The organism is Amycolatopsis sp. NPDC051045 (assembly GCF_040682955.1).
In the GTDB taxonomy this organism is placed as follows: Bacteria; Actinomycetota; Actinomycetes; order Mycobacteriales; family Pseudonocardiaceae; genus Amycolatopsis.
The window spans coordinates 19,939-44,571 of record NZ_JBFBCC010000002.1; the positions used below are offsets into that span (position 1 = coordinate 19,939).

The window sequence follows — 24,633 nt, forward strand, 5'->3', positions numbered from 1 at the left end:
AACTTTGCCAATGACGCGTCCCGATCCGGACCCTGGAGACATCGGATAGTGCGGGCGTTCCCTGCCGGGATGCGGAACGGAGACGCGATACATGGGCCGGTACGACCGGACCGACCTCGGGGCGTACACCCTGGGGTTGCTCGACGCCGCCGAGACGGCACGGGTGGAGCGGCACCTCGCGGCGTGCCCGGACTGCCGCCAGGAGGTCCGGGAGTTCGAAGCCGTCCGCGGCATGCTCGACCACCTGGTCGAGGCGAAGTCCACTTAGGACACTGTCGGGAATTGTCGGTGCCCGCCGGTACGGTGCGCGTCGTGACCGACGACCACTTCCTGAACCCGACCCGCGCCACCTACGCCATCGTGGCCGGAAGCTACGACCGGTTCGCGCCACCCATCGCCGAAGACGTCCAGGACCGCGCGCTGCTCACCGCGTTCGCCGACCTCGTCCGCGCCGACGGCGGCGGGCCGGTCGCCGACCTGGGCTGCGGCACCGGCCGCGTGACCGCCTACCTGGCCGAGGCGGGCCTGGACGTCTCGGGCGTCGACCTGTCGCCGGAGATGCTCGCCGTCGCCCGCCGCGACCACCCTGGCCTGCGGTTTTCCGAAGGGTCGCTGCTCGCGCTCGACCTGCCGGACGGCGGCCTGGCCGGTGCGGTGGCCTGGTATTCGATCATCCACACCCCGACCGAGCGGCTGCCTGCCGTGTGCGCCGAGCTGTTCCGCGTCCTGCGCCCGGGCGGCCACCTGCAGCTCGCCTTCCACGTCGGCGACCGCCGGCACCACCGGACCGACGGCTACGGGCACGAAGGGTTTTCGCTGGACATCTACTGGCTGCCGGTCGACCGGGTCTGCGAGCTGGTGACCGCCGCGGGGTTCGAAGTCCTGACGCAGGTGCTGCGCGACCCGGCCGCGCGGGTGCCCCAAGGGCGGGTGCTGGCGCGCAAACCGGCCTGACGCGCCCTCAGCGGGAAGCGGCGGCCTTGACGGTGCGCAGGACGGGCGCGGTCTCCAACGTCCGGATGGCGTCGAGCGCGCCCAGCCGGTGGGTCAGGTAGTGGTGCAGCGCCGCCGCGTCCGGGCAGAGCGCCAGGGCGACCAGATTCGCCGGGCCGGTCGTCGCGGCGACGAGCGCCAGCTCCGGGTGTGTCGCCAGCGTCTTCGCCACCCGGTCGAGGTGGGCCGGGGCGACCGCCATCCAGAGCAGCGCCTGCGTCGTGGCGCCCAGCGGGGCCGGGTCGATCTCCAGGTCGAAGAACACCGTGCCACCGGCCTGGAGATCCGCCAGCCGGCGTGCGACGGTCGCCGCGGACCAGCCGGTGGCCGTGGCCAGTTCCGCGAGGCCCGCGCGGCCGTCCTGCTGCAGCGCGGCCATCAGCGCGTCGTCGTCGCCGGTCAGCGGCTTGCCCGGGCCGGAACGCGCCGGCGTGAGCGCCGCGATCTGCGCCGCGTCGAGGGCGTTCGCCCGCCCGAGCCACGCCGTCGGGCCGCCGAAGTAGCGGTGCAGCAGCTGGTGCGCCGAAACCGCCGTGACACTCGCGGTGCGCGGGATGTCCCGCAGCAGCAGCCCGTGGTCGCTCGCGGCCGGCGTGTGCACGTTCACGCAGATCTCCGTGCCGCCGGACATGAGCTTGATCCACGCGGTGTCGGCGCGGCGCGCGAGCGCGTGGGCCAGGTCCTGCGCGCTGTGCGGCGTTGCGGTCAGGCGGACCATCCACTCGGCCTGCCCGGCGCGTTGCGGGTCCGGGAGGCCGACGACGCGAAGCGACGCCTCGGCGCGCAGACGGCGGTAGCGCCGCGTCACCGTCTGCGTCGAGACGCCGAGGACGTCGCCGATCTTCGTGAACGGCGCCCGGCCGTCGATGTGCAGCGCGTGGATCAGCGCACGGTCGACCTCGTCCAGGGTGGTCATATTTCTCATTCAACCGCACGGGATGGAAGAAATTCGCTAATTGGTCCGAGTGGCTGGAACGAACCGTAGACCAGTCGTCAAGGTGGGCGCCGAACGAAAGGAGCCACCCCTTGCCGACCATGACGCGTTACCGGCGGCGCTGGGCCGCACTGGCCGTGCTGCTCGTCGCCGAGGCGATGAACCTGCTCGACGCCACGATCGTGCAGGTCGCGGGCCCGGCCATCCACGTCGATCTGCCCGGCCCCGCCGTCGACATCCCGTGGTTCAGCGCGGCCTACACCCTGCCGTTCGCGGTCTTCCTGATCACCGGCGGCCGGCTCGGCGACATCTTCGGCCGGGCCCGGGTCTTCCGGATCGGCGTGACGGGCTTCGTGCTCGCTTCGCTGGTCTGCGCGCTCTCCGGCACGGCCGGGCTGCTGATCGGGGCGCGCGCGGTCCAAGGCGCGGCGGCGGCGCTGATCATCCCGCAGACCATCGGCCTCATCCGCGCCCTGTTCGACGGTGACGAACTCGCGAAGGCGCTGGGCAGCATCGGGCCGGTGATGGGCCTGTCCGCGGTCACCGGGCCGCTGCTCGGCGGGCTGCTGACGCAGGCGGTGTCGTGGCGGGCGGTGTTCCTGGTGAACGTCCCGCTGGGGCTCGCGGTGCTCTTCGCCGCGCGGCTGCTGCAGGAGGACCGGGCCGCCGTCCGGCCGCGGCTCGACCTCGCCGGCACCGTGCTCGTCGTCGCCGGTGCCGGGCTGCTCGTGTATCCGCTGATCGACCCCGCCGGGACGAACCGGTGGCTGCTCGCGGCCGGGGCGGCGTTGCTGGTGGTGTTCGGCTTCCAGCAGCGCGGCGCGGCCGCGCCGCTGGTCGAGCCGAGCCTGTTCGCCCACCGCGGGTTCCCGGCGGCGCTTGCCGGGTCACTGCTGTTCTTCGCGGTGATGACGGGGCTGATGCAGGTGGTGCCGATGCAACTGCAGCTCGGGCTCGGCGTCGACGTCCGGACCGCGGGCCTGACGCTGTTGCCGCTCTCGGCGGGGCTCGCGGTGTCGTCGTGGTTCGCCGGCGCCCGGCTGGTGCCGAAGTTCGGCGCGCGCGTGATGTTCGCCGGGCTGGCCCTGCTGCCGGCGGGGATCCTCGCCGCCGTCGCCGGGTACGCCTTCGGGGGGCGTGGGTACCCGTGGCCGCTGCTGGGCGCGCTGGCGTTGTGCGGGCTCGGCATGGGGACGTTCACGGTGCCGTTCTTCACCGCGGCCCTGCACCGGGTCCGCCCCCACGAGACGGGCTCGGCGGCCGGGCTGCTCAACGCGGTGCAGCAGCTCGGCGGCACTCTGGGTGTCGCGCTCCTCGGCGGGCTCTACCTCGGCACGGGCACGGCGACCGCGGCGCTCGGCGTGGGAGCCGGGCTCGCCGTGGCCGCCGCCGTCGCGGTGATCCCCCTGTCGTCCGGGAGCACCCGGCCGGGGGAATAGCGCCGGTTCAATAGTCGTCGCGGCCGGTGAACTGCTGCTCCAGCAGCTCGGCCGCGCCGGCGACCAGCTCGAGGGGGTCGGTGAACTCGTTGATGTCGAGGTTGATCAGCGGGAGCGAGTGGCGGAGCACGACGTGCTCGCCCATCACGGCGAGCCCGCCCACCACGATCGCCTCGCCGACCTCGGTCAGCACCTCGAGGAGGTCGACCTCCTCGTGCCGGGCGAACGGCGTGGCGATCTGGACCCAGTCCTCGCGCTGGTCGAGGATCTCGTGGGCGATCACCACGATCTGGGCGCGCTGCTCGGTGTCGGGATCGTCGCCGAACATCAGGCGGATGCGCAGTTCGTCGGGCTCGTCGCGCACCACCCGGTACGACTGCCTGATGTATGCGACCAGATCGCCCCACTGCGCCACGCTTTTCTCCGTCCTCGTGTCTGCTTGCGCGCTCAGCGTAGCGATCAGGCGGCGCCGATCCGGTCCAGATCCGCGAGAACGTCGGCGGGCAGTTCGAGTTCGGCGGCGGCGAGGTTCTCCCGCAGGTGCTCGGGCGACGACGTGCCGGGGATCAGCAGCATCGACGGCGACCGCTGCAGCAGCCAGGCGAGCGCGACCTGCATCGGCGTGGCACCGACGCGGGCGGCGCAGTCGTCGAGCAGCCCCGACTGCAGCGGGCTGAACCCGCCGAGCGGGAAGTACGGCACGAAGGCGATCCCCTCGGCCGCGCACTTGTCGACGAGGTCGTCGTTTTCGCGGTGGGCGAGGTTGTACTGGTTCTGGACGCAGACGACGGGCGCGATCGCCTTCGCTTCGTCCAGTTGCTCGGCGCTGACGTGGCTGACGCCGAGGTGCCGCACGAGGCCCTGCTGCCGCAGCTCGGCGAGCACCCCGAAGGGTTCGGCGAGCGACATCGGCACGGGGTAGTCCCCGGCGGCGTTGCTGAGCCGCAGGTTGACGACGTCGAGCGCGTCGACGCCGAGGTTCCGCAGGTTGTCGTGCACGGCCTGGGTGAGGTCCTCGGCCGACAAGGCGGGCGGCCAGCCCTTGTCCTCGCTCCGCCGGGCCCCCACCTTCGTCACGATGACGAGCGATCCGGGGTAGGGGTGCAGGGCTTCCTTGATCAGCGCGTTCACGGTGTGCGGGCCGTAGTAGTCACTGGTGTCGAGGTGGGTGACCCCGCGCTCGACGGCTTCCCGCAGAACGGCGACGGCGGTGTCGTGGTCCCGCGGCGGCCCCCACACACCGGGACCGGCCAGTTGCATGGCGCCGTAACCCATGCGCGTCACGGGCAGTTCGCCGCCGAGGGTGAAGGTGCCGCCGAGATTCGCCATGCTGCTCCTTGCTCCGGGTGCTCTTGCCGAAAGTCTAGGCGCGATCCGGTTTCCGTTTTCGTCGGTGGCCACCGGTAGCGTGGAAATCGGGGGCTGCTCACGTCGCCGCGCCGCTGTTTCCCCTATGCCGCAAGGAAAACAGCGGCGCGAACTTATTCCCGGGTTTCACCCGATTCAGTGGTGACCTTCGAACCTGTGTTCGGTAACGTCGTTGGCATGACCACCACGACTCAGTCCTTTTTGCTTGTCCCGCAACACATCCGGCCGGCAGGCGAGGCCTCACGGCCTTTCCATGAGGCGGGCCAGACGCTCCCAGGCCGGCGAAGACCCTCCGGGCAAAGACTGCGCGGCCAGCCGTGCGATGTCCGGGTTTCCCAGCGCCTGGGGCTCGGCTCGCCCGGCGAACCAGCTCCGGGTGCGCTCCGCGAGCGCGGGAAGCCGCGGATCGTCCGGCGACCAGTCGTAAGCGACGTCGTGCTCGAGGCAGAGGGCACGGAATTCGGGGTCCGCCAAGAGATCCCGCTTTTCGGCGATCCACCGGGCGGCGTCCTCGGGCGAGGCCGTCTGCATGAGGATCCAGCCGTCGCGTTCCAGGCGCAGGTGGCGCTCGCTGACGCCGAGCTCGCGCAGCTCGTCGAGGTAGCCGGCGACCTCCGGCGAGACGAACAGCCGGTCGCCGCCGCGCAGCTGGGCGAGCTGATCGCGCGTCCGCCGCAACTGCTCGATGCGGTCCTCGAGATCGTCGTCGATCTCGGCGATGGCGGCCGCGAGCGTGTCCTCGTCGGCGTCGAGGAGGCCCTTGATCCGGGCCAGCGGCACACCCGCGGCAGTCAGCGTCCTGATCTTGACCAGGTCGATGGCGTGCTGGGCCGTGTAACGCCGGTAGCCGGACGAGTCGCGGCCGGGCTCGGGGAGCAGGCCACGCTCGTGGTAGTGCCGGACGGCTTTGGTGGTCACTCCGGCGTAGTCCGCGAGCCGGCCGATCGTGATCATGCGGGCATCCTTCCAGGGAACGGGTCAGACTCGACGGGTCAGGCGGCCGCCGCCGTTGCGGAAACGCGCCCGGCCGTCGCGGACGTCGTGGTAGGAGACGAGCAGCAGGCGGAGGTAGCCGTCGAACGTCTCCGGCGGGTACCCGGCGGGCGCGAAGAGGCCGGGGCGGATCGGTACGTAGCGCTGCGGCGGCGCCGAGGTCGCCCCACCGGCGAACGCGGTGAAAATCCGCTCCTGCGACTCGTCCGCCGGCTCGTACGTCATCCGCTCTTCGAGCTGGCCGTCGACGATGCTGACGTCGATGCGGAGCTGGTCGGAGCGGTAGGTGCCCACGTAGGGGGCGAGGTCGACGTCCGGCTCCGGTTCGGTGAGCAGGGCGGGGACCGGGATCCCGAGGTGCTCGCTCAGGAGCAGCTGCAGGATGCGGTCCTGCAGCACGATCGCCCCGGGAGTGTTGCCGAAGGCGGTGAAGACCAGGTCGTGCGCGGGCACGACGCACAGGATGGACACCCCACCCGGCGACGCGCCCGACATGGCCAGCACGGTCGTGTCGCCGAACGGGTACCGGACCCAGCCCAGGCCCATCGGCGGGACGTTCGGCGTGGCCATGTCGTGCGAGACCTGCTGCATCAACGCGACCGACCCGGCCGACAGGACGCGGGTGCCGGACGGCGACACACCGCCCGCGAGGTGGGTGCGCCCGAACGCGAGCAGGTCGGCGACGGTGCCGATCGGCGTGCCACCGGCGGGGCCCCAGGTGTCGGGCAGCATGAACATGTCCGTCGGCTTCGCCGCCATGGTGCCCGGGGCCGGGAAGTGGCCGATCGCGGTGCTGCGCAGGATGGCCTGGGCGGCCGAGGTGCCGGCGTTCTCCATGCCGGCGGGAGCGTAGACGTCGCGTTCGAGCAGTTCCGGGAAGGTCAGGCCGGTCACCACCTCCAGCAGCCGGCCCGCGACGATCATGCCGCCGTTGGAGTAGCTGAGGTGCTCGCCGGGCTCGAAGAGGGTTCCGCAGCTGCTCGCCAGACCCTCGACGTACGTCTTCAGGGCGTCACGGCCCCGGGCGTCGGGGAAGTAGAGGTCCGCGTCGATGCCGTTGGTGTGCGAGATCAGGTGCCGGACGAGGATCCGGTCCGCCGCGCCGGGCGTGCTCAGTGCGAATTCGGGGAGGTATTTCGCGACCGGTGCGTCGAGGTCCAGCTGCCCGCGTTCGACCTGCTGGAGGACCAGCGTGGTGGTCAGGACCTTGGTCACCGAGCCGAAGAGGAATCCGGTGTCTTCGCGCATCGGCGCCCCGGTGGCGACGTTCGCGGTGCCGTGGGCGAAGACGATCTGCTCGCCGGCGTGGTGGACGCCGGCGACGAACCCGGGGACGTGGTCGGCCTCGCAGGAGGCGGCGACCTGTTCGCGGATCCGGGCTTCGATGCTGTGCAATGCGTTCTCGGTCATGCGGATGATCGTCGAACCTTGCCCCAGGGGCAAGGTCAAGCCGGACGCCCCGGGAATTCAGCAGAGGCCCTTGCCCCGCAGCACCCGCGCCACCGACTCCTGCACCCGCGCCTTCGGCAGCTCCCCGGCCTGCACGGCCGTGACCAGCCGGTCCAGCACCGCGTCCACCCGGCCCCCGGAGGACCACAACGCCTCGTCCGCCCCGGCCTGCAGGGCCTTCAGCACCGCCTCCGGCAGCGAATACTGCGCGGTGATCGCCTTCATCGCCCCGAGGTCGTCCGTCACCACCGGCCCGGTGAACCCGAACTCGCCGCGCAGCAACCGGTACGCGGCCGGCGACACGGAAGCCGGGACGCCGTCGGTGAGGCCGGGTACGTCCAGGTGGCCGACCATCACCGCGACCGGGCCGTAGTCGGCCAGGCCGCGGTAGGGCACCAGGTCGACCGCCCGCAGCCGGTCGAGCGGGGGTGTCACCACCGTGCCCTTGTGGGAGTCGCCCGAGCCGTGGCCGTGGCCGGGGAAGTGCTTCAGCACCGGCTGGACACCCGCGTCGCGGAGACCCGCCGCGAACGCTTTCGCGTACGTCTTCACCCGGGCCGGGTCCGGGCTGAACGACCGGTCGCCGATCACGTCGTCGTCCGGGGCGTCCGTGACGTCCGTGTCCGGGGCGAAGTCCACCGTCACCCCGCGGGCGCGCAACTGGCGGCCCCGCTCGGCGGCCAGCGCGCGGACCTCGTCCGGGGACTTCGTCGCGGCCATCGTCCGGGCCGACGGCAGGTCTCCGTCGAGGTCGTCGATGCGCTGGACGCGGCCGCCTTCCTCGTCGACCGACACCGCCACCGGCACCCGGGCCACGGCCTGGACCGCGGCCAGGGAGCGATCTTTCAACAACGCTGTTGCGTTACCGCCGATGAAGATCCCGCCGACCTGGTGATCGCGCACCAGGGACACCGTCGCCGCGGGGTTGTCGCCGGAAACACCCACGATGACCAGCTGCGCGACCTGGCCGCGGACGTCGAGTCCGTCCACCAGCGACGCACAGTCGCCCGGCCGCGCGAGCCGCGAGGTGGGAGCGGAAGGCGCCGGAGCAGGAGCCGCCGAAGCAGGGGCAGACCGAGCGGACGTCAAAGGCAGCGCCAGCCCGGACACGGTCCGCGGTTGCAGGCCTGCGACCAGCAGACACCCGGCCACGATGCAGAACGCCACCCCGAGGGCGGCAAGACGTCGGCGGTTCATCGGTCCCTTCACTCGTCCGTGTGTCCCTTGACCGTAGTCGACGGCCAAACTTCACGGCGTGAAGAATGGCTCACCGGCGTTAGAGAATTCGTGAAGGCGTCCTCAGCAGACTGGCGCAGGTCAGGATTCGGCGTGGGCGGAGGAGGATTCGAGTGGACCAGGTGCGAGTGGCGGCGTGGGCGTCCGACCCGATCGCCCTGACCGGGCTGATCAACCACCTGAAGGCCCGCCCGGAGCTGCTGGTCCTGCCCCCCGCCCGCCGGGCCGAGGCAGCCGTGCTGGTGTTCGCCGTCGGGGAGGTCGATCGGGAGGCCGTCGCCGCGCTGCGGGCCGCGTCCGCCGAGTCGCCCGCCGCGATCGTGCTGGTCGCCGGGCACGTCGACCCCGCGCACCTGAGCCTGCTCGCCGAGTGCCACGTCTGCGCCGTGCTGCCGCGGACCGCGCTCGAGGGGCTCACCGGGAGCGTGCTCGCCGCCGCGCGGGGCCGCTCGTCGTCGCTGCGCGAGCAGGTCGAAGCCCTGGCCCACGAGGGCAGCGGGGCGACGCTGACGCCGCGCGAGGTGGATGTGCTTCGCCTGATGGCCGAAGGCTGGGACACTGCCGAGATCGCGGGCAAGCTCTGCTACTCGGAGCGGACCGTGAAGAACGTCATCTACGCCATGACCAACCGGCTCAACCTGCGCAACCGGCCGCACGCGGTCGCGTACGCCGTGCGGGCCGGTGTGATCTGAGGAAGCCCTGTTGCGAACGATCGTCCGCCGGACCGCCATCGTGGTCGCCGCGTTGATCCCGCTCGCCGCCTGCAGTCCGGGTGACGCCGGGGACAAGACGAAGCTCACCATCGCGACCTTCGGTGAATTCGGCTACGCGCCCCTGATCGCCGAGTACGAGAAGCTGCACCCGGACATCACGGTGCAGAACCGGGTCACCGACTTCGACACCCACCACAAGGGCCTCGCCACGCAGCTCGCCACCGGGCACGGCGCCGCCGACGTCGTCGCGATCGAAGAGCAGTACATGCCGCAGTACCGCAAGGCGAAGGACAAGTTCGCCGATCTCGCCACCTACGGCGCGCGCGACCTCGAACACCAATGGGTGCCGTGGAAGTGGGCGCAGGGCACCGACGGCGCTTTCGTGCTGGGCCTCGGCACGGACATGGGCAGCCTCGCCCTCTGCTACCGACGCGATCTGTTCCAGGCCGCGGACCTGCCGACGGACCGCGAAGAGGTCGCCAAGCTGATGCCCGACTGGAACGCCTACGCCGCCACGGCCGAACGGTTCACCGCGAAGACGCCGGGCGTGAAGTTCGCCGACTCGGCCGGCACCGTCTACACGGCGATGCTCAACCAGTCGCCGGAGAACTACTTCTCGCAGCGGGACGACTCCTTCATCGCCGATCGCAACCCGAGCGTGCACACCGCTTTCTTCCTTTCCGGCGGCCTCGCCGCGAGGGGGCAGACCGCGGCGGCGACCACCTTCACCCAGGCGTGGAACGTGGCGATCAAGCAGGGGTCCTTCGCCACCGTCGCCTGTCCCGCGTGGATGCTCAGCCAGATCAAGGAAGCCGGCGGGGACGCCAACCGCGGCAAGTGGGACGTCACGACCGTGCCCGGCAAGAGCGGCAACCAGGGCGGCTCGTTCCTGACCGTGCCGAAGCAGGGCGGACACCAGAAGGAGGCGTACGAGCTCGCCCGCTGGCTGACCGCCCCGGAACAGCAGAAGAAACTCTTCCTCTCCGACGGCATCCTGCCCAGCGAACCTGCGGTGTACGAGGATCCGCAGGTCGTCGCGCACACCGACCCCTACTTCGGCGACGCGCCGATCGGGCGGATCTTCGCCGCCTCGGCCGACCAGCTGCGCCCGAACTACCGCGGCCTGCGCGACGCCGACGTCCGGCCGGAGTTCGGCCGGGCCCTCGGGCGGATCGAGGACCGGACCGAGAACGTCGACCAGGCCTGGACGAAAGCCGTCCAGCAGGCCCTGGCCGTCCTGAAGTAGCCGCGCGTGCAGCACCGGCTCGCCCGTTTCGACCGCAAGGTCACGCCGCTGCTGCTCGTCGCGCCCTTCTTCGCCCTGTTCGTCGTCTTCGGTGCCTTTCCGCTGCTGTACACGGCCTGGGTTTCGCTGCACGACTGGAACCTCCTCGAAGGCGATCAGGGCGCCTTCGGCCTCGCCAACTACGGCGACCTGCTCACCGACCCGCGGTTCTACAACGCGCTCGCCAACACGGTCGCCATCTTCCTGCTCGCCGCGGTCCCGGAGTTCCTGCTGGCCTTGGGCATCGCGGCGCTGCTCGACCGGCCGCTGCGGGCCGCGACCTGGTGGCGCACCGGGGTCCTGCTGCCGAACGTCGTGTCCGTCGTCGCCGTCGGGCTGGTGTTCGGGCAGCTGTTCAGCCGCGACTACGGCGTCGTCAACGAGGTCCTCGGCTGGTTCGGCGTGGCGCCGGTCAACTGGCAGGCCACGACCTGGTCGTCGCACTTCGCCGTGGCCAGCATGGTGCTCTGGCGCTGGACCGGCTACAACGCCCTGATCTACCTGGCCGCGATGCAGGCCGTCCCCGGCGATCTGTACGAAGCCGCGGAGCTCGACGGCGCCTCGCGGTGGCGGACGTTCTGGTCGATCACCGTGCCGGGCATCCGGCCCGCGCTGGCCTTCACCGCCATCGCCGGCACGGTCAACGGCCTGCAGTTGTTCGCCGAGCCTCAGCTGTTCGACGCCGGCGGCACCGGGGGGACCGGCGGCAACGACCGCCAGTTCCAGACGCTGGTCATGTACTTGTACGAGAGGGGTTTCACGCACTTCGACGCCGGCTACGCGGCCGCCCTGACCTGGGTGATGTTCGTGATCTGCGCGCTGTTCGCGCTGGTCAACTACCGGCTGGTGCGCCGGTTCGTGAGGTCGGCGTGACGGCGCGGCGCCGGCCGGGCGGCTGGGTGTACGCCGTGCTGACCGGGGTGCTCGGCGCCTCCGTGTTCCCGCTGTACTGGTCGTTCGTCGTGGCCACGCGCGACAACTCGGCGATCGGGGAGACGTCGCCGCTGCTGCTGCCGGGTGGGCACCTGGCCGAGAACGTGCGGCGGGTTTTCGGCACCGTCGACTTCTGGCTGGCCATCGGGAACTCGCTGATCGTCGCGGGCACCGTCATGGTGGCCAACGTCGTGTTGGCCGGCTTCGCCGGGTTCGCCTTCGCGCGGCTGCGGTTCCCCGGCCGCAACACGCTGTTCCTGCTGGTCGTCGGCACGGCGATGGTGCCGGCGCAGCTCGGCGTCATCCCGCTGTACCTCGTCGTCGGCGACCTCGGCTGGTACGGGCGGCTCGAGGCGGTGATCGTGCCGGCGCTGGTCAGCGCCTTCAGCGTGTTCTGGATGCGCCAGGCGTGCGAGAACGCGATCAGCGCGGACCTCGTCGACGCCGCGACCGTCGACGGCTGCTCGATCCTGCGCACCTACTGGCACGTGGCCGTGCCCGCCCTCCGGGCGCCGGCCGCAGTGCTCGCGATGCTCACCTTCATGGCCACCTGGAACGACTACTTCTGGCCGCTGGTGGTCCTCGACCCCAACGAGACGCCGACCGTGCAGGTCGCCCTGTCCCAGCTGGCCAGCGGCTACTACACCGACTACGCGCTGATGCTCACCGGCGCGACCCTCGCCGTCCTGCCCGTCATCGCGTTGTTCCTGCTGCTGGGCCGCTACATCGTGCGGGGCATCCTGAAAGGGGCACCGGTATGACTTTCCCGTCAGGCTTCCTGTGGGGTGCGGCGACCGCGTCCTACCAAGTCGAAGGGGCGGTGGCCGAGGGCGGCCGCGGACCGTCCGTTTGGGACACCTTCGCGGCCACCGAGGGCAAGGTGCTCGACGGCGCGACCGGCGCCGTCGCCTGCGACCACTACCACCGCTACCCCGAGGACATCGGCCTGCTGGCGGATCTCGGCCTGAACGCGTACCGCTTTTCGGTGGCGTGGCCACGGGTGATGCCGGACGGCCGGACGACGTCCGGGGCCGGTCTCGCCTTCTACGACAGGCTGGTCGACGAACTGCTCGGCCGCAACGTCGTGCCGGTGCTCACGCTCTACCACTGGGACCTGCCGCAGGCGTTGGAAGATGCGGGCGGCTGGCCGGCGCGCGACACGGCTTTCCGGTTCGCCGAGTACGCCTCCGTGGTCCACGACGCGTTGGGCGACCGCGTGCACCAGTGGACGACGATCAACGAGCCGTTCTGCGCGGCGTTCCTGGGGTACGGCAGCGGGGTGCACGCGCCGGGCGTCCAAGACCACGACACGGCGCTCGTCGCGGCCCACCACCTCCTGCTGGCGCACGGGCTGGCGACGCGGGCGCTGACCGCGCAGGCGAGGCCCGGCCACGAGTTCTCGCTGGCGCTGAACTTCGCCCCGGTGATCCCGGACGGTAACACCCCGGCGCACCTCGAAGCGGCCAGGAAGTTCGACGGCATCCACAACCGGTTCTTCCTGGAACCGGTGCTGGGCCACGGGTACCCGGCGGACGTGGTGTCCGATGTGGAGTACCACGGCGGTCGCTTTGCGGCTTCGGTGCTCGACGGCGACACGGACGTGATCGCGGCGGCGATCGACTGGCTGGGCGTGAACTACTACGCGCCGGCGAGGGTGACGCCGCTTGCCGACCCGTTTTCGCCGAGCAACTGCCCGCTGCCGGGGTTGCGGGGGATGGATGTGCTGCCGGCGGAGGGGCCGTTGACGGCTTTCGGCTGGGAACAGTCGCCCTCGACGCTCACTTCGCTGCTGAAGTGGCTTTCTTCGCAGACGGGATTGCCCTTGGTGGTAGCGGAAAACGGCGCGTCCTTCGGGGACCAGGTGGTCGACGGCCGCGTGTACGACGCGGCGCGGGTGAACTACTTCATGGACCACCTCGCGGCGGTGCACAAGGCGATCCGTGCCGGCGTCGACGTCCGCGGGTACTTCGCGTGGTCGCTGCTGGACAACTTCGAGTGGGCCATGGGGTACTCGCAGCGGTTCGGCCTGGTGCACGTCGACTTCGAGACGCAGCGGCGGACGGTCAAGGACTCCGGCCGCTTCCTCGGCCGGGTCGCGAAGGCCAACGCCCTAGGGCCGACGGCGGACGGCGTCGGCGACGCCGGAGCGTGACGGCGTCTCCAGCTTGCCCAGCAGCCGGGCCACGTGGGCCTGGACCGTCCGGCGGGGCAACGACAGCTCGGCCGCGATGTCCGGGTTGGACCGGCCCTCGGCGACCAGACCGGCGATGCGGACCTCGATCGGCGTCAGCGACTCCCAGCCGTGACCGGGCCGGATCGGTGAGACCAGGGCACCGCGGCGGACGCCGAGACGGCGCAGCCGGGTTTCCGCGCGGCGCAGGTCCCAGCGCGCGGCCAACGCCGTGTACAGCTCGGCGGCCTCCTCGAACGCCGCGTGCGCCGCGTCCAGCCGGCCCGCGCGCGCCAGCAGCACAGCCGCGTCCTCGAGCGCGGAAGCCAGTTCGGGGCGGCGGCCGACCGCGCGGAAGTGCTCGGCCGTCGCCAGTACCGGTGCCGGGTCTTCCTCGATCAGCCCGCGGCACCACGACGCCGCCGCGTGCGCCCGCGCCGGACGCCGTTCCTTCGCCGCTTCTTCCTCGCACACCGCCAACGCCCGCCGGGCGCGGCTGACGTCGTCCTGGTCCATCGCCAGCCGCACGAACGCCGGCAGCCACTGGTGCCGCAGCATCATCTGCGCGTACGTCGGGTTCAGGATCGGCTCGAGCACGGCCAGCGCGCGGGCCCGGTCACCGCGCTGCTCGGCCGCGAGGGCGTCGGCGACCAGCAGGAAGTCGAAGCTTTCGCGCTCGGCGCCGGTCGCCGGGGCGTACTCCTCGGCCGCGTCGAGGTGGGCCGCGGCCTGGGCCCGGTCGTCCCGGCGGCCCGCGATCAGCGCCGCGACACCGTGCAGCAGCAGCGCCGCCGGGCCGGGCTCGCGCAGGCCGTAGAACGTGATCGCCGGGCCGTCCTCGATGACCGTGTCCAGCTCGACCAGTGCCTCGTCCCAGCGGCCTTCCCAGTACCGGTGCACCGCGGCGGACACCTGCAGCCCGACCGGCAGCGCGTGCCGGGCGGCGACTTCGCCCGCCGCGCGCAGGGCGTCGCCCGCCTCGGCCAGCCGGTCGAGGTTCTGCAGCGTGAACACGCGGTTGTCGAGCAGGTCCAGGTGCAGGTCGGCCAGCTCGTGGTCGTCGCCGACGGCCTCGATCGCCGCGTCGATGTGGGCGAGCGCGCGGTCGTGCTCGCGGCGCACCGAATCGACCAGCCACAACGACTGCAGTGCGTGCGCGGTCAGGTAGCGGTCACCGCCGGCGAGGGACTTCGTCTCGTGCGCCGTCCTCTCCGCGGTGTCCAAATCGGACAGATCGCCGCGGCGGAAGTTCGCCAGCAGTTGCCGGTGCTTGACCCGCCAGAGCTCCGGCACGGCCGGGTCGTCGACGGACGCGGCGAGCGTCGCGACAGCGCCTTCGGTGTCACCACGGCGGTGCCGCATCGCGGCGAGCAGGTGCCGCATCTCCTCGACGGCGTCCGGTTCGGTGGCGACGTCGAGAGCCTGCCGCGCCAGGGTTTCCGGGTTGCGTTCCAGCCGGAACAGCACCTTGACCAGCGCCACGAGCAGGGTCTCCCGGCGCGGGTCGGAGCCGGCGCACGCGGCCAGCGCCCGTTCCAGCAGTTCGACGGCGATCAGCGGCGCCCGGGTCGAAACGGCCGGGTGGTGCCCGGCGAGCCAGTCGAGCACCCACTCGTCCACCGTCGCCGGCGCCGCCACCAGCTGTTCGGCGACGCGTTTCACCGGGGCGCCGATCCCGGCGAGCGCCTCGGCGGCCTGCCGGTGCAGCGCCGCCCGCATTCCGGCCGGCAGCCGGTCGTAAAGCGCTTGGCGCAGCAGGGGGTGGCGGAACGCCAGCTGCGTCGCGGTGTCGATCAGCACGTTCGCGGTGACGGCTTCTTCCAGCGGCGCCAGCAGGTCCGACGGCCGGGTGCCGAGCACCGCGGCGATGTCACCGACGGCGAACTCCATGCCCAGCAGCGCGCCCCAGCGCAGCACTTCCTGCGTCCGCGCCGTCAGGAAGTCCAGCCGCCGGTCGACCGCGGCGACGAGTGATCGCGGCGCCTCGAACTCCGCCGGGTCGTCGACGTCGGCCTCGCCGCCGCTCACCGCCACCGCGCCGGCGCGCTGCAGGACCTCGACCATTTCCTTGACGTACAACGGGTTTCCCGCGCCACGGGTGGCCAGCTCGCGCAGCCCCGGCCCGGGCGGCGCCCCGATCTGGTCCTCGATCAGCCGGCCGATGTCCTCGCCGGTCAGCGGCGCGAGGTCGAGGACGACCCCGTCGCGCGCCCGGACGCCCCGGCGCAGCTGGGCGAGCTCGGCGCGGTCCGGCGCCGGGCGGGTCGCGGCCACCAGCAGCAGGGGCAGCTGCCGGGTCGCCGCGCAGAGCCGGTGCCAGACCAGCACGGACGCCTCGTCCGCCCACTGCAGGTCGTCGAGCACCAGCACCTGCGGCGACTGCGCGCACAGCTCGTCGACCAGGGCCAGCAGCCGGTCGACGGCGCCGAGCACCGGGTCGGGCGGGCCCCAGCTGCGTCGCACCGGGCTCTCGCCCGCGAGCTCCTTCGCCACCCGTGCGCGCCGCGGGTCGGGCGAATGCGCGTCGATCGCCAGGCACTCCAGCACCACCTGCAGCGGGAACCGGGTGCTCAGCTCGTCGGCAGCGGCCCAGAGCCGCTGGAAGCCGGGACCGTCCGGCAGCGAGCGGGCGAGCAGCGCGGACTTGCCGATCCCGGCCTCGCCCTCGATCCAGACGGCCCGGCCGCGGCCGGCGCGGACGTCGGCGACGAGCTCGGCGAGCCGGGCCGTCTCGGCGTCCCGGCCGAACAGCCGGTGCCCGATGACCACGACCGGCGCCGCGGGGGCGTCCAGGGCCGGGTCCTGGGCGAGGATCTGCTGCTGAAGCCGTTGCAGCGCCGGGCCGGGTTCGACGCCGAGCTCCGCGACGAGCGTGGCGCGGGTGTCGCGGAAGACGTCGAGGGCGTCGGCGGGCCGTCCGCTGCGGTAGAGGGCGAGCATGAGCGACTCCCGCAGCGACTCCCGCAGCGGGTGCTCGCCGGCCAGCACCGCCAGTTCCGGCGCCAGGTCGAGGTGCCCGCCGAGCGCCAGCACGGCTTCGGCGCGCCGTTCGATGGTGTTCAGCCGGAGCTCGGCGAGGTATTCGCGGTGCCGCTCGGCGAACCCGCCGGGTACTCCGGAGAGGGCCTCGCCCTGCCAGAGCGCGAGAGCGTCGTCCAGCTCGGTGACCGCCGCGTGCGGATCACCCCGGTCGAGGTGCCGCTGCGCGCGTTCGCGGTGCCGCTCGAACAGGGCCGCGTCGAGCGCGTCTTCGCCGAGCAGCAGGGAGTACCCGGCCGGATCCGACACGAGGACACTGGCCGCCGACCAGCGCGACCGGTCCGGTTCGAGGGCCCGGCGCAGCCCGGAGACGTAGGTGTGGACGCTGCCTTCGACGCTCGCCGGCGCGGAGTCGCCCCACACCCCGGCGATCAGTTCGGCACGGGGAACCGGGCGGCCCGCGTTGACCGCGAGCACCGCGAAGATGGCGCGCTGACGAGCGGGGCCGAGACCGATCTCGGCCGCCCCGCGCCAGGCCCGCAGCGGGCCGAGCACGCCCACCCGCAGGCCGGTGTCCGCATCGCCTGGCATGTCGTGCCGTCCCCTCTGGGGCTTGGCGCCCCAGACCCCATCCCCCAGGGACATCTCGGTACCGGCTACTCCGGTGACCTTACCGACGTGGCAACCCCGCCCGAGGTTGCTCGCCGCCGACCGACTCCAAATCCGTGAATGCCACCTTGACGGACCTTGGCGGGAGGCCGGAGGCGGGTGGGGGCGGCGGAGCGGCCTCAGTCCCCGGCGGCCGCGCGGGGGCGTGCGGGGTTGGCCCGCCGGATGCCGAACGGGCCCATCCGGGCCTCCGCGCGGCGGACGTCCCACACCGCGCCCATGCCGGTGTACGCCGTCAGCGCGGCCCGGAACGCCGTGCGCGCCTCGGCGAGCTCGCCCGACTCGGCCAGCAGGATCGCCGCGTCCTCCGTCGCCTTGGCCTGCTTGAGCAGCCGGCCGGCGGCCCGGTAGTGGCCGGCGGCCGTCAGGACCGGGTCGGGGTCGCCGGCGACCAGGCCGCGGCAGTGCGCGGCCGCCGCGGCGTGGGCGGGCGGGACGTCACCGTCGGGTTCGAGCAGGCGCAGCGCCTGGTGCGTGCGCTGCCGGTCGCCGAGCAGACCGGCGAGGCGGACCAGGTCGGGGAGCCACTGGTGGCGGGCGGCGGGCGGGTGGTTGTCATCCAGCAGCGGCAACAACGCGGCCAGCGCGGCTTCGGGCCTGCCGTCCTGCTCGGCCAGCAGCGCCCGCGCCGCGAGCAGGAAGTCGCCGCCGTCGGGCTCGAGACCCGGCGGCCATTGCTGACGGTCGGCCGCGTCGAGGTGCGCCCGGGCCTGGGCCGGTTCGCCGCGGTGCCCGGCGATCAGCGCGCCGACGCCGTGGACCAGCAGTGCCGAGCCCGGGCTGCGCAGGACGTAGGACGCGGTTTCGGCGCCGTCGCGGATCACCGCGTCCAGCTCGGCCAGTGCCTCCGGCCAGCGGCCCAGCCAGTAGTAGTGCACCGCGCCGGCCAGGTGCATCTCACCCGGCACCGCGCGGGTCGCGGCGATCCGCCGGGCGGCGTCGAGCGGCTCGGCGGCGTCGTCGAGGCTGTCGAGGTTCGGCACGGCCAGCGCCGCGTCGTCCAGCGGGTGCAGCCCGGCGGGCGCCAAGGCCGTCTCTTCGCCGAGCTTCTCCAGCGTGGCCAGCAGTGCTTCGTGCCGCCCGCGCCACATTTCCGGGACGTCGGCGTCGGCGAGGGTCCGTTTGAGCTCGGCGGTCGCCTCGGAGAAGTCGCCGCGGCGGTAGTAGACGTAGGCCAGGATCCAGCGCATCTCGGCCGCGCGCCTGCTGTCGGACGTCCGCGCGACGACCGAGCGGGCCTCGGCTTCGGGTTCCCGGCCGAGCCAGAACAGCAGCCGGGCCAGGGTGGCGGTCAGCGTCTCCCGCGCGTCCGGCGGCAGCGTCCCTTGGGTGACGGCGTGGCGGAGCAGGTCGACCGCGACCCGCGGGGTCTCGGTGGCGACCGTGCCGATGTGCTCCAGCAGCCACGCCGTGACCCACGGGTCCACCTGCGCGGGCGCGGCGGCGAGCTGCTCGGCGACGCGCTCGGCGGGCGCGCCCGAGGCGGCGAAGGCCTCGGCCAGCTGCCGGTGCAGCGCGACCCGCATCGCGGCGGGGGTCTTTTCGTAGAGCACGCGGCGCACCAGCGGGTGCCGGAACGCCAGCCGGTCGCCCGACTCGACGAGCACCCCGGACGCGATCGCCTCGTCGACCGCGCCGACCAGCGCCGTCGGCGGCCGTTCGGTGGCGACGGCGATGTCCGCCAGCGAGAACTCCCCGCCCAGCAGCGCGGCCCAGCGCAGGGTGTCGCGGGTCCCGCTGGACAGGAAGCTCAGGTACAGCGTGATCCGCGAACCGAGCGGCGGCGGGATGGTCTCGTCCGAGTTGCCGTCGAGGTGCGCGTGGACGCCGTCGAGCACGATCATCGACTGCGCGAGCAGCGTCTCGACGATTTCCCGGAGGTAGCGCGGGTTTCCGGCCGCGTAGGACACCAGTAGCTGCAGCCCGGGCCCGGGCGGCGCGCCGGCCAGCTCGGTGGCCAGCTCGCGCGTGGCGTCTTCGGCCAGCGGCGCCAGCGAGAGCAGGGTGATGTCATCGTTGTCAAGCTCGGCGCGCAGGTCGTCGAGCGCGGCCGGCCGCGGCACCGGACGGCAGGCGCCGACGAGCAGCAACGGCAGCTGCCGCGTCTCCCGGCTCAGGTAGCGCCAGACCCGCAGCGTGGTGTCGTCCGCCCACTGCAGGTCGTCGACCACGAGCACCAGCGGGGCCTCCGCGCACAGCTCGCGGACCAGCCCGAGAACACCGTCGAGGGGGTCCTCGCCGGGCTGCTCGGCGAGCCGCACGGCCAGGGCGGCCCGGCGCTCGTCGGCGGCCCGCGGGTGCACGCCCAGCGCGTCGAGCAACGGCCGCAGCGAGAACCGCTGGTCCAGCGCGTCCGCGGCGGCGAAGGCGGGGTTGAGGTCCTGAGCCGTGGTGAGGAATTCGGCGAGCAGCGCGGTCCGGCCGCTGCCCGGCTCGCCTTCCAGCCACACCGACCGGCCCGTTCCTTCACCCAGGGCGGCGACGGCCTCGTGCAGCCGGCCCAGTTCGGCCTCCCGGCCGACGAAGATCTCCGCCCGCTCCGGCAGTGCCACGGCCGGAAACCGCGCCGGCCGTGGGGCCGGCGGCTGTTGCCGTTCCGGTGCCGCGGCGGGTTTTTCCAGCAGTTCGTCGTGCAGCCGCCGCAGGGCCGGGCCGGGTTCGGTGCCCGACGACTCGACGAGCCGGGCGCGGACGTCGGCGTACACGGCGATCGCCTCGGTCCGCCGGCCGGCCCGGACCAGAGCCCGCATGAGCAGCCCGTGCAACGTTTCGCGGAACGGGTGCTCGCGGGTCAGCGCGGTCAGTTCGGCGACGACTTCGTCGTGGCCGCCCGATTCCAGCACGACCTCGGCGCGCCGCTCGATGGTCGCCAGCCGCACCTCGGTGAGCCGGGCCCGCTGGGCGGCGGCGAACGGCCCGGTCAGGCCGGACAGCGGGACGCCGTGCCAGAGCCCCAGCGCTTCGTCGAAAGTTTCGCGCGCACCACGGAGATCGCCCACCGCCTGCTTGCGCTGTGCCTGCTCGCGCAGGGCCTCGAACCGGTGGACGTCGATCGCTTCGGCGGCCAGCCGAAGCGAATAGCCGGAACCGATCGACGCGAGCAGCTGCGGGCCTTCGCCCTTGGCGCGGCCGGGTTCGAGCGCGCGCCGCAGCCCGGAGACGTAGGTGTAGATGGAGCCCTGCGCGCTCTGCGGCGGCGCGTCGCCCCAGACGGCGTCGATCAGCTCCTCGCGCGAAACCGTGCGGTTCGGGTGCATCGCCAGTGCGGCGAGGACCGTCCGGCGGTGCGCGGAGCCGAGGTCGAGCTCCACGTCGTCCTGCCAGGCTTTGACGGGGCCCAGCAGCTGGAGTCTCGGTGCGGAGCCGTCCGCGGCCGACATCGGTCTCCCTTCGTGCGCGACGAACCGTCACGCGCCGGATGCCTGCCGTGAGCATACGCGGACGTCGTGAACCGGCAGGCAAGGATCGCGGACATTCGGGCAACGGCACCCGGGCGGGGTTTCGCCGCGCACCGGGGTGCGCCACGCTCGGGAAGCCCGAGAGGAGCTCCGCATGGCGTCAGCCACGTCGACCGAAGACATGCAGCGGGCCGCCGCCTGCTTCGCGTACGCCATCGAAGCTGCCCGCTCCCGCCTTCGCGACGTCAACAGCGAAATGGCGATGGTGCAGGCGTCGTGGCGCGGTGAGGCCTCGGTGCGGTTCGGGCAGGCGATGAGCGACTGGGAGCAGGAGTTCGACGTGATCCTCTCGCGGCTGGCGGAGCTGCTGGAGACGACCGGCGGCCGGGTGCCGCGCCCGCGCCTGCCGTGACGCGGCTCGACTTCAGCTTCGCCGATCTGGTGCTGGACCGGCTGGGCGCCATCAGCGGGGAGCTCGGCGAACTGCTGGCCGACCTGGAATCCCAGGTGGAGCCGGGGCAGGCCGGCTGGACCCCCGAGGCGCGGGAGGAGTACTCGCGCGCCCGGTGCGACTGGGCTCGCGCGGCCGAGCGGATGCCCGGGTGCCTGGAGCGGGCGCGGGCGGCGTTGGGCGAGCTATTCCGTCTTCACGCGCGTGAAGACGGAATAGGGAAGGCGTGAAGACACCCCGGCCACACTGCCTCCATGAAGCCCGTCGAAGTGAGCGTCCTCGCCTCGGACCCGATCACGCACGCCGGCGCGGTGAGCCTGCTGGACGCGCATCCGGACGTCCGCGTCACCGACCTCGTGCCGGACGTGCTGCTGGTGATGGAGGACCACGTCAACGAGACCGTCCTGGGCGAGATCCGGGCGGCCAAGGCGTCCCACGTCGTGCTGGTCGTCGAGCACTTCCGCGAAAGCGACCTGATGGCGGTGCTGGAAAGCGGCGTCGTGGCCATCCTGCCGCGCCGCGAGACGGGCGGCGCCGAGCTGGTGACGGCGGTGCTCGCCGCGGGTGACGGCACGGCCAACCTGCCGCCGCGGCTGCAGGGCGCGCTGCTCGCGCAGGTGCAGCGGATGCGCAAGGACGTGCTGGAACCCAACGGGCTCACGCTGTCCGGGCTCGCGGCCCGCGAGTGCGACGTGCTGCGGCTGGTCGCCGAGGGGTTCGGGACCGAGGAGATCGCGGCGAAGCTGTGCTATTCCGAGCGGACCGTGAAGAACGTCCTGTACGGCCTGATGACGCGGTGCGGCCTGAACAACCGGGCCCACGCCGTCGCCTACGCGCTGCGAGCGGGCGCGATCTGAGACGTTTCCCGCGCCACTGTCACCCATTCGTGGCTTCCCGAGGACCTGAACGGGGTTAGGGTCACGATCATGGTGCTGACCGCAGTGGAAATCGCGGCGTCCGTCCGGGCCGGGACCCTCGATCCGGTGAGCGTGGCCAAGGAGGCACTGGACCGGATCGCCGCGGCGGACGGCGTCATCGGAGCCTTCCGGCGGGTGCGCGCCGCCGAGGCGCTGGCGGAAGCCGCGGAGCTCGCCGCGCGGGACGATCTCGCGTCGCTCCCGCTGGCCGGGGTACCCGTCGCGGTCAAGGACGTCACGGACATCGCCGGCGAATGCGCGTCGCACGGTTCGGTGGCGGGGCCGTCCGCGCCGGCCGGTTCGGACGGCGTGATCGCGGCGCGGCTGCGGGCGGCGGGCGCGGTGCTCGTCGGGCTGACGCGGGTGCCGGAGCTGTGCATCTGGCCGATGAGCGACACCCCGGACGGCATCGCCCGCAACCCCTGGGACCCGACGTACGCCTCGGGCGGCTCGTCCGGCGGCAGCGCGGCGGCGGTGGCGGCCGGGCTGGTCCCGGTGGCGCACGGCTCCGACGGCATGGGCTCGGTCCGGTTGCCGGCGGCGATGTGCGGCCTCGTCGGCCTCAAGCCGGGTGCGGACCTGCTGTCCGAAGGCGGCTGGTTCGGCATGTCGGTGCACGGGCCGATCGCCACGACGGTCGCCGACACGGCGGTGCTGCTGTCGGTGCTGGCGGACGCGCCCGCGCTGGCTTCGGTGCCTTCGCCGTCCGGGGTGCGGATCGCGATGACGACGACGGTGCCGTTGCTGCACACCCCGGTGCCGCGGGAGCTGGTGACGGCGGTCGAGCAGGCGGCGGGCTTCTTGAGGGCGGCCGGGCACACGGTCGCACCGGGCGCACCGAGGTACCCGAAGACGATGGTCCCGGGGATGACGGCCCGCTGGCTGGCGGGCCCGGCACTCCAAGCTCGCGATTTCGACTTCCGCCGGCTGCAACGCCGGACCCGCGCGCACGTCCGCGCGGGACGGCTGGTCCAGCGAGCGGGCTTGATCAGCGACCGGACGCGGCAGCGCTGGCTCTCGCGGGCGGAGGAGTTCTTCGCTTCCCACGAGGTTTTGATGACGCCGACGCTGTCGCACTGGCCGGTGAAGGCGGGCCGCTGGCACGAGCGCCGGTGGCCGGCGAACGTCTTCCCGTCGACGCGCTTGGCCGGGTTCACCGGCCAGTGGAACTTCGCGGGCTACCCGGCGATCACGGTCCCGATGGGCCGGTCGACGGCGTCGGGGCTGCCGACGTCGGTCCAGCTGGTGGCGCGGCCGGGCGGGGAGTCGCTGCTGCTCGGCTTGGCGGCCCAGCTGGAGTCGGCCAACCCGTGGCCCCGCACGGCCCGCAACTGAGGTGCGGCCGGCGGCCGAAAAGCGGTGAATGCCACCTTCAGAGACGTAAAGACCCTGAAGGTGGCATTCACGGAAGTCGGGTGCTCGGCAGGCTGACCGGCTGCGAACTACCCGGCTGAGGCCGGACGGCGTGGCTCAGGAGCCCGGCTTGCTCGCCGACGGCGCCAGCGGCTTCGCCGCGTTCCCGTTGCCGTTCGCCGGCTTCGTCGCCGGGCCGTTCGGCTTCGCCGGTGCGTTCCCCGGCTTGGCCGCCGCAGGCGCAGGCTTGGCCGCCGCAGGCGTCGGTTTCGGAGCCGCAGCGGCCTTCGCCGCCGGCTTCACCGATGCCGGGATCTGCGGCTGGACCAGCGGGACCACCGGCGCGGCCGGGGTCGTCGGGGAGTCCGCGGCCGAGTCGCCTCCGACGAGCTTCGAAGCCTGGGGGATCACCGCTTCCTCCGGCAGCGCCGCGAGCTGCGTCTCGCTGCGGTTGAGGATGTCCTCCGCCATCGCCAGGCTCTTGCGCGCCTGCTCGCGGATCTCCGCCAGCCGCTCGACCTTGCGGTGGGCCGCCGTCGTGCGCTGGGCCGCCTGGGTGGTCGCCTCGTCCAGCCGGCGCTTGGCCTCGGCCGTGGCCTCGTCGAGGCGGCGCTTGGCCTCCGCCGTCGCCTCCGCGAGCCGGCGCTCGGCCTGGTTCTTGCTCGCCGTGCGCTGGTCGGCGACGTGCTTCTCCAGCGCCGCCTTCTGGGCCGCCAGGGACGCCTCGAACTCGCGCTCGAGCTTCCGCCGCTTCCGCTCCGCCTCGTTGTCCAGCAGCTCCCGCCGCTGGGCCGCCTCGACGGTCAGCCGCTGCACCTCGGCGCGCGTCTCCGCCAGCGCGCTCTCGTGCTCGGAGTGCAGCAGGTCGGCCTGCTTGTCCAGCTCCGCGACCAGCTTCGTGTACCGGTCACGCAGCTTCTTCGACGCCTCGGTCGACGACGCCCACGTCTTCTCCGCGGCCACCTCGGCGCGCTTGATGATCTCGTCGGCGCGCGCCTGCGCGAGCGTGACCGTCCGCTGCATCCGCTCGTCGAGGTCCTCGAGCCGCTCCGGCGGCTTCTTCAGCTCCTCGACGCGCGCTTCCAGAGAGGCGACCTGCTGCCGGACGGACTCGACCTCGCGGGCGGCCGCGGCGGCCTGCGCGGCCGCGGCGTCGCGTTCGCTGAGCACCCGGCGCAGCTGGGCTTCGACGTGGTCGAGGTACTGCCGGACCTCGTTGCGGTCGAAGCCGTGCCAGGCCTGGGTGTATTCACGACGGAGGGGAAGGAGGCCGTTGAGGGCGGTTGCGGCGGGGTCGCGCTCAGGAACCATGCGCCCGACGGTACCCGGGGACCGTCCGGCTCCGCCGTCCGG

Annotated in this window: 21 protein-coding genes; 12 read left to right on the forward strand and 9 right to left on the reverse strand. The window is 72.8% G+C overall.

What is annotated here, in order from left to right:
* The first annotated feature begins 91 nt into the window (after positions 1–91).
* Together AB0M80_RS04220 and AB0M80_RS04225 are read left to right on the forward strand one after the other, a co-directional pair.
* The gene (locus tag AB0M80_RS04220) at positions 92–268 is read left to right on the forward strand and encodes a zf-HC2 domain-containing protein (RefSeq protein ID WP_364558644.1); all 177 of its coding nucleotides are present in this window, start codon (positions 92–94) and stop codon (positions 266–268) included.
* A gap of 44 nt (positions 269–312) precedes the next feature.
* On the forward strand, positions 313–954 hold the full coding sequence (locus tag AB0M80_RS04225) for a methyltransferase domain-containing protein (protein ID WP_364558646.1): 642 nt from the start codon (positions 313–315) through the stop codon (positions 952–954).
* Between the two features lie 7 nt (positions 955–961).
* Here AB0M80_RS04225 and AB0M80_RS04230 read toward each other — a convergent pair whose 3' ends face one another.
* Positions 962–1,909 (reverse strand): AsnC family transcriptional regulator, encoded by a 948-nt coding sequence (locus AB0M80_RS04230; RefSeq protein WP_364558647.1) that lies wholly within the window; start codon positions 1,907–1,909, stop codon positions 962–964.
* A 110-nt stretch (positions 1,910–2,019) separates the two neighbouring features.
* Between AB0M80_RS04230 and AB0M80_RS04235 the strand changes: the two genes are divergently transcribed.
* Positions 2,020–3,366, forward strand: coding sequence for an MFS transporter (locus tag AB0M80_RS04235; RefSeq protein WP_364558650.1), 1,347 nt, complete (start codon positions 2,020–2,022; stop codon positions 3,364–3,366).
* 7 nt (positions 3,367–3,373) lie between these two features.
* On the opposite strand, the gene AB0M80_RS04240 is transcribed toward AB0M80_RS04235, so the two are convergent.
* The 5 genes from AB0M80_RS04240 to AB0M80_RS04260 form a co-directional block, all read right to left on the reverse strand.
* The gene (locus AB0M80_RS04240) at positions 3,374–3,781 is read right to left on the reverse strand and encodes a hypothetical protein (RefSeq protein WP_364558652.1); all 408 of its coding nucleotides are present in this window, start codon (positions 3,779–3,781) and stop codon (positions 3,374–3,376) included.
* Between the two features lie 44 nt (positions 3,782–3,825).
* Positions 3,826–4,695, reverse strand: a complete 870-nt coding sequence (locus tag AB0M80_RS04245; RefSeq protein ID WP_364558654.1) for an oxidoreductase — start codon at positions 4,693–4,695, stop codon at positions 3,826–3,828.
* Positions 4,696–4,974: 279 nt separating this feature from the next.
* Positions 4,975–5,688, reverse strand: a complete 714-nt coding sequence (locus AB0M80_RS04250) for a MerR family transcriptional regulator (protein WP_364558657.1) — start codon at positions 5,686–5,688, stop codon at positions 4,975–4,977.
* A gap of 24 nt (positions 5,689–5,712) precedes the next feature.
* Positions 5,713–7,137 carry a serine hydrolase domain-containing protein gene (locus AB0M80_RS04255; RefSeq protein WP_364558659.1) on the reverse strand — a complete coding sequence of 475 codons (1,425 nt, stop codon included), beginning with the start codon at positions 7,135–7,137 and terminating at the stop codon, positions 5,713–5,715.
* A 57-nt stretch (positions 7,138–7,194) separates the two neighbouring features.
* Positions 7,195–8,343, reverse strand: coding sequence for a glycoside hydrolase family 3 N-terminal domain-containing protein (locus AB0M80_RS04260; protein ID WP_364560314.1), 1,149 nt, complete (start codon positions 8,341–8,343; stop codon positions 7,195–7,197).
* Between the two features lie 182 nt (positions 8,344–8,525).
* Between AB0M80_RS04260 and AB0M80_RS04265 the strand changes: the two genes are divergently transcribed.
* From AB0M80_RS04265 to AB0M80_RS04285, 5 genes are read left to right on the forward strand one after another with little or no spacing between them, the layout of a single operon-like run.
* Complete coding sequence (locus AB0M80_RS04265) at positions 8,526–9,104, forward strand: LuxR C-terminal-related transcriptional regulator (RefSeq protein WP_364558662.1); 579 nt, start codon at positions 8,526–8,528, stop codon at positions 9,102–9,104.
* Positions 9,105–9,114: 10 nt separating this feature from the next.
* Positions 9,115–10,371: an extracellular solute-binding protein gene (locus AB0M80_RS04270; RefSeq protein WP_364558664.1), complete on the forward strand. Its 1,257-nt coding sequence runs from the start codon at positions 9,115–9,117 to the stop codon at positions 10,369–10,371.
* A gap of 6 nt (positions 10,372–10,377) precedes the next feature.
* A complete protein-coding gene (locus AB0M80_RS04275; RefSeq protein ID WP_364558667.1) occupies positions 10,378–11,283 on the forward strand; it encodes a sugar ABC transporter permease in 906 nt (301 codons plus the stop codon).
* Positions 11,280–12,104 carry a carbohydrate ABC transporter permease gene (locus AB0M80_RS04280; protein ID WP_364558670.1) on the forward strand — a complete coding sequence of 275 codons (825 nt, stop codon included), beginning with the start codon at positions 11,280–11,282 and terminating at the stop codon, positions 12,102–12,104. Before AB0M80_RS04275 ends, AB0M80_RS04280 begins: the two co-directional genes overlap by 4 nt.
* Positions 12,101–13,495, forward strand: a complete 1,395-nt coding sequence (locus tag AB0M80_RS04285) for a GH1 family beta-glucosidase (RefSeq protein WP_364558672.1) — start codon at positions 12,101–12,103, stop codon at positions 13,493–13,495. Before AB0M80_RS04280 ends, AB0M80_RS04285 begins: the two co-directional genes overlap by 4 nt.
* Here the strand turns inward: AB0M80_RS04285 and AB0M80_RS04290 are convergent.
* Both AB0M80_RS04290 and AB0M80_RS04295 read right to left on the reverse strand, forming a co-directional pair.
* Positions 13,454–17,083, reverse strand: a complete 3,630-nt coding sequence (locus AB0M80_RS04290) for a BTAD domain-containing putative transcriptional regulator (protein WP_364558675.1) — start codon at positions 17,081–17,083, stop codon at positions 13,454–13,456. The two genes, AB0M80_RS04285 and AB0M80_RS04290, sit on opposite strands and share 42 nt — an antisense overlap.
* A 197-nt stretch (positions 17,084–17,280) precedes the next feature.
* A complete protein-coding gene (locus AB0M80_RS04295) occupies positions 17,281–20,541 on the reverse strand; it encodes a BTAD domain-containing putative transcriptional regulator (protein WP_364558678.1) in 3,261 nt (1,086 codons plus the stop codon).
* Between the two features lie 172 nt (positions 20,542–20,713).
* Here AB0M80_RS04295 and AB0M80_RS04300 point away from each other — a divergent pair, with 172 nt between their 5' ends.
* The 4 genes from AB0M80_RS04300 (at position 20,714) to AB0M80_RS04315 (ending at position 23,262) form a co-directional block, all read left to right on the forward strand.
* Positions 20,714–20,971, forward strand: a complete 258-nt coding sequence (locus AB0M80_RS04300) for a WXG100 family type VII secretion target (protein ID WP_364558681.1) — start codon at positions 20,714–20,716, stop codon at positions 20,969–20,971.
* Positions 20,968–21,240: a hypothetical protein gene (locus AB0M80_RS04305; protein ID WP_364558684.1), complete on the forward strand. Its 273-nt coding sequence runs from the start codon at positions 20,968–20,970 to the stop codon at positions 21,238–21,240. The genes AB0M80_RS04300 and AB0M80_RS04305 overlap by 4 nt, the downstream gene beginning before the upstream one ends.
* A 24-nt stretch (positions 21,241–21,264) precedes the next feature.
* Positions 21,265–21,867, forward strand: coding sequence for a response regulator transcription factor (locus AB0M80_RS04310; RefSeq protein ID WP_364558687.1), 603 nt, complete (start codon positions 21,265–21,267; stop codon positions 21,865–21,867).
* A gap of 69 nt (positions 21,868–21,936) precedes the next feature.
* Positions 21,937–23,262 carry an amidase family protein gene (locus tag AB0M80_RS04315; RefSeq protein WP_364558690.1) on the forward strand — a complete coding sequence of 442 codons (1,326 nt, stop codon included), beginning with the start codon at positions 21,937–21,939 and terminating at the stop codon, positions 23,260–23,262.
* 135 nt (positions 23,263–23,397) lie between these two features.
* Here AB0M80_RS04315 and AB0M80_RS04320 read toward each other — a convergent pair whose 3' ends face one another.
* Positions 23,398–24,591 carry a cell division protein DivIVA gene (locus tag AB0M80_RS04320; RefSeq protein WP_364558693.1) on the reverse strand — a complete coding sequence of 398 codons (1,194 nt, stop codon included), beginning with the start codon at positions 24,589–24,591 and terminating at the stop codon, positions 23,398–23,400.
* Positions 24,592–24,633: the final 42 nt, after the last annotated feature.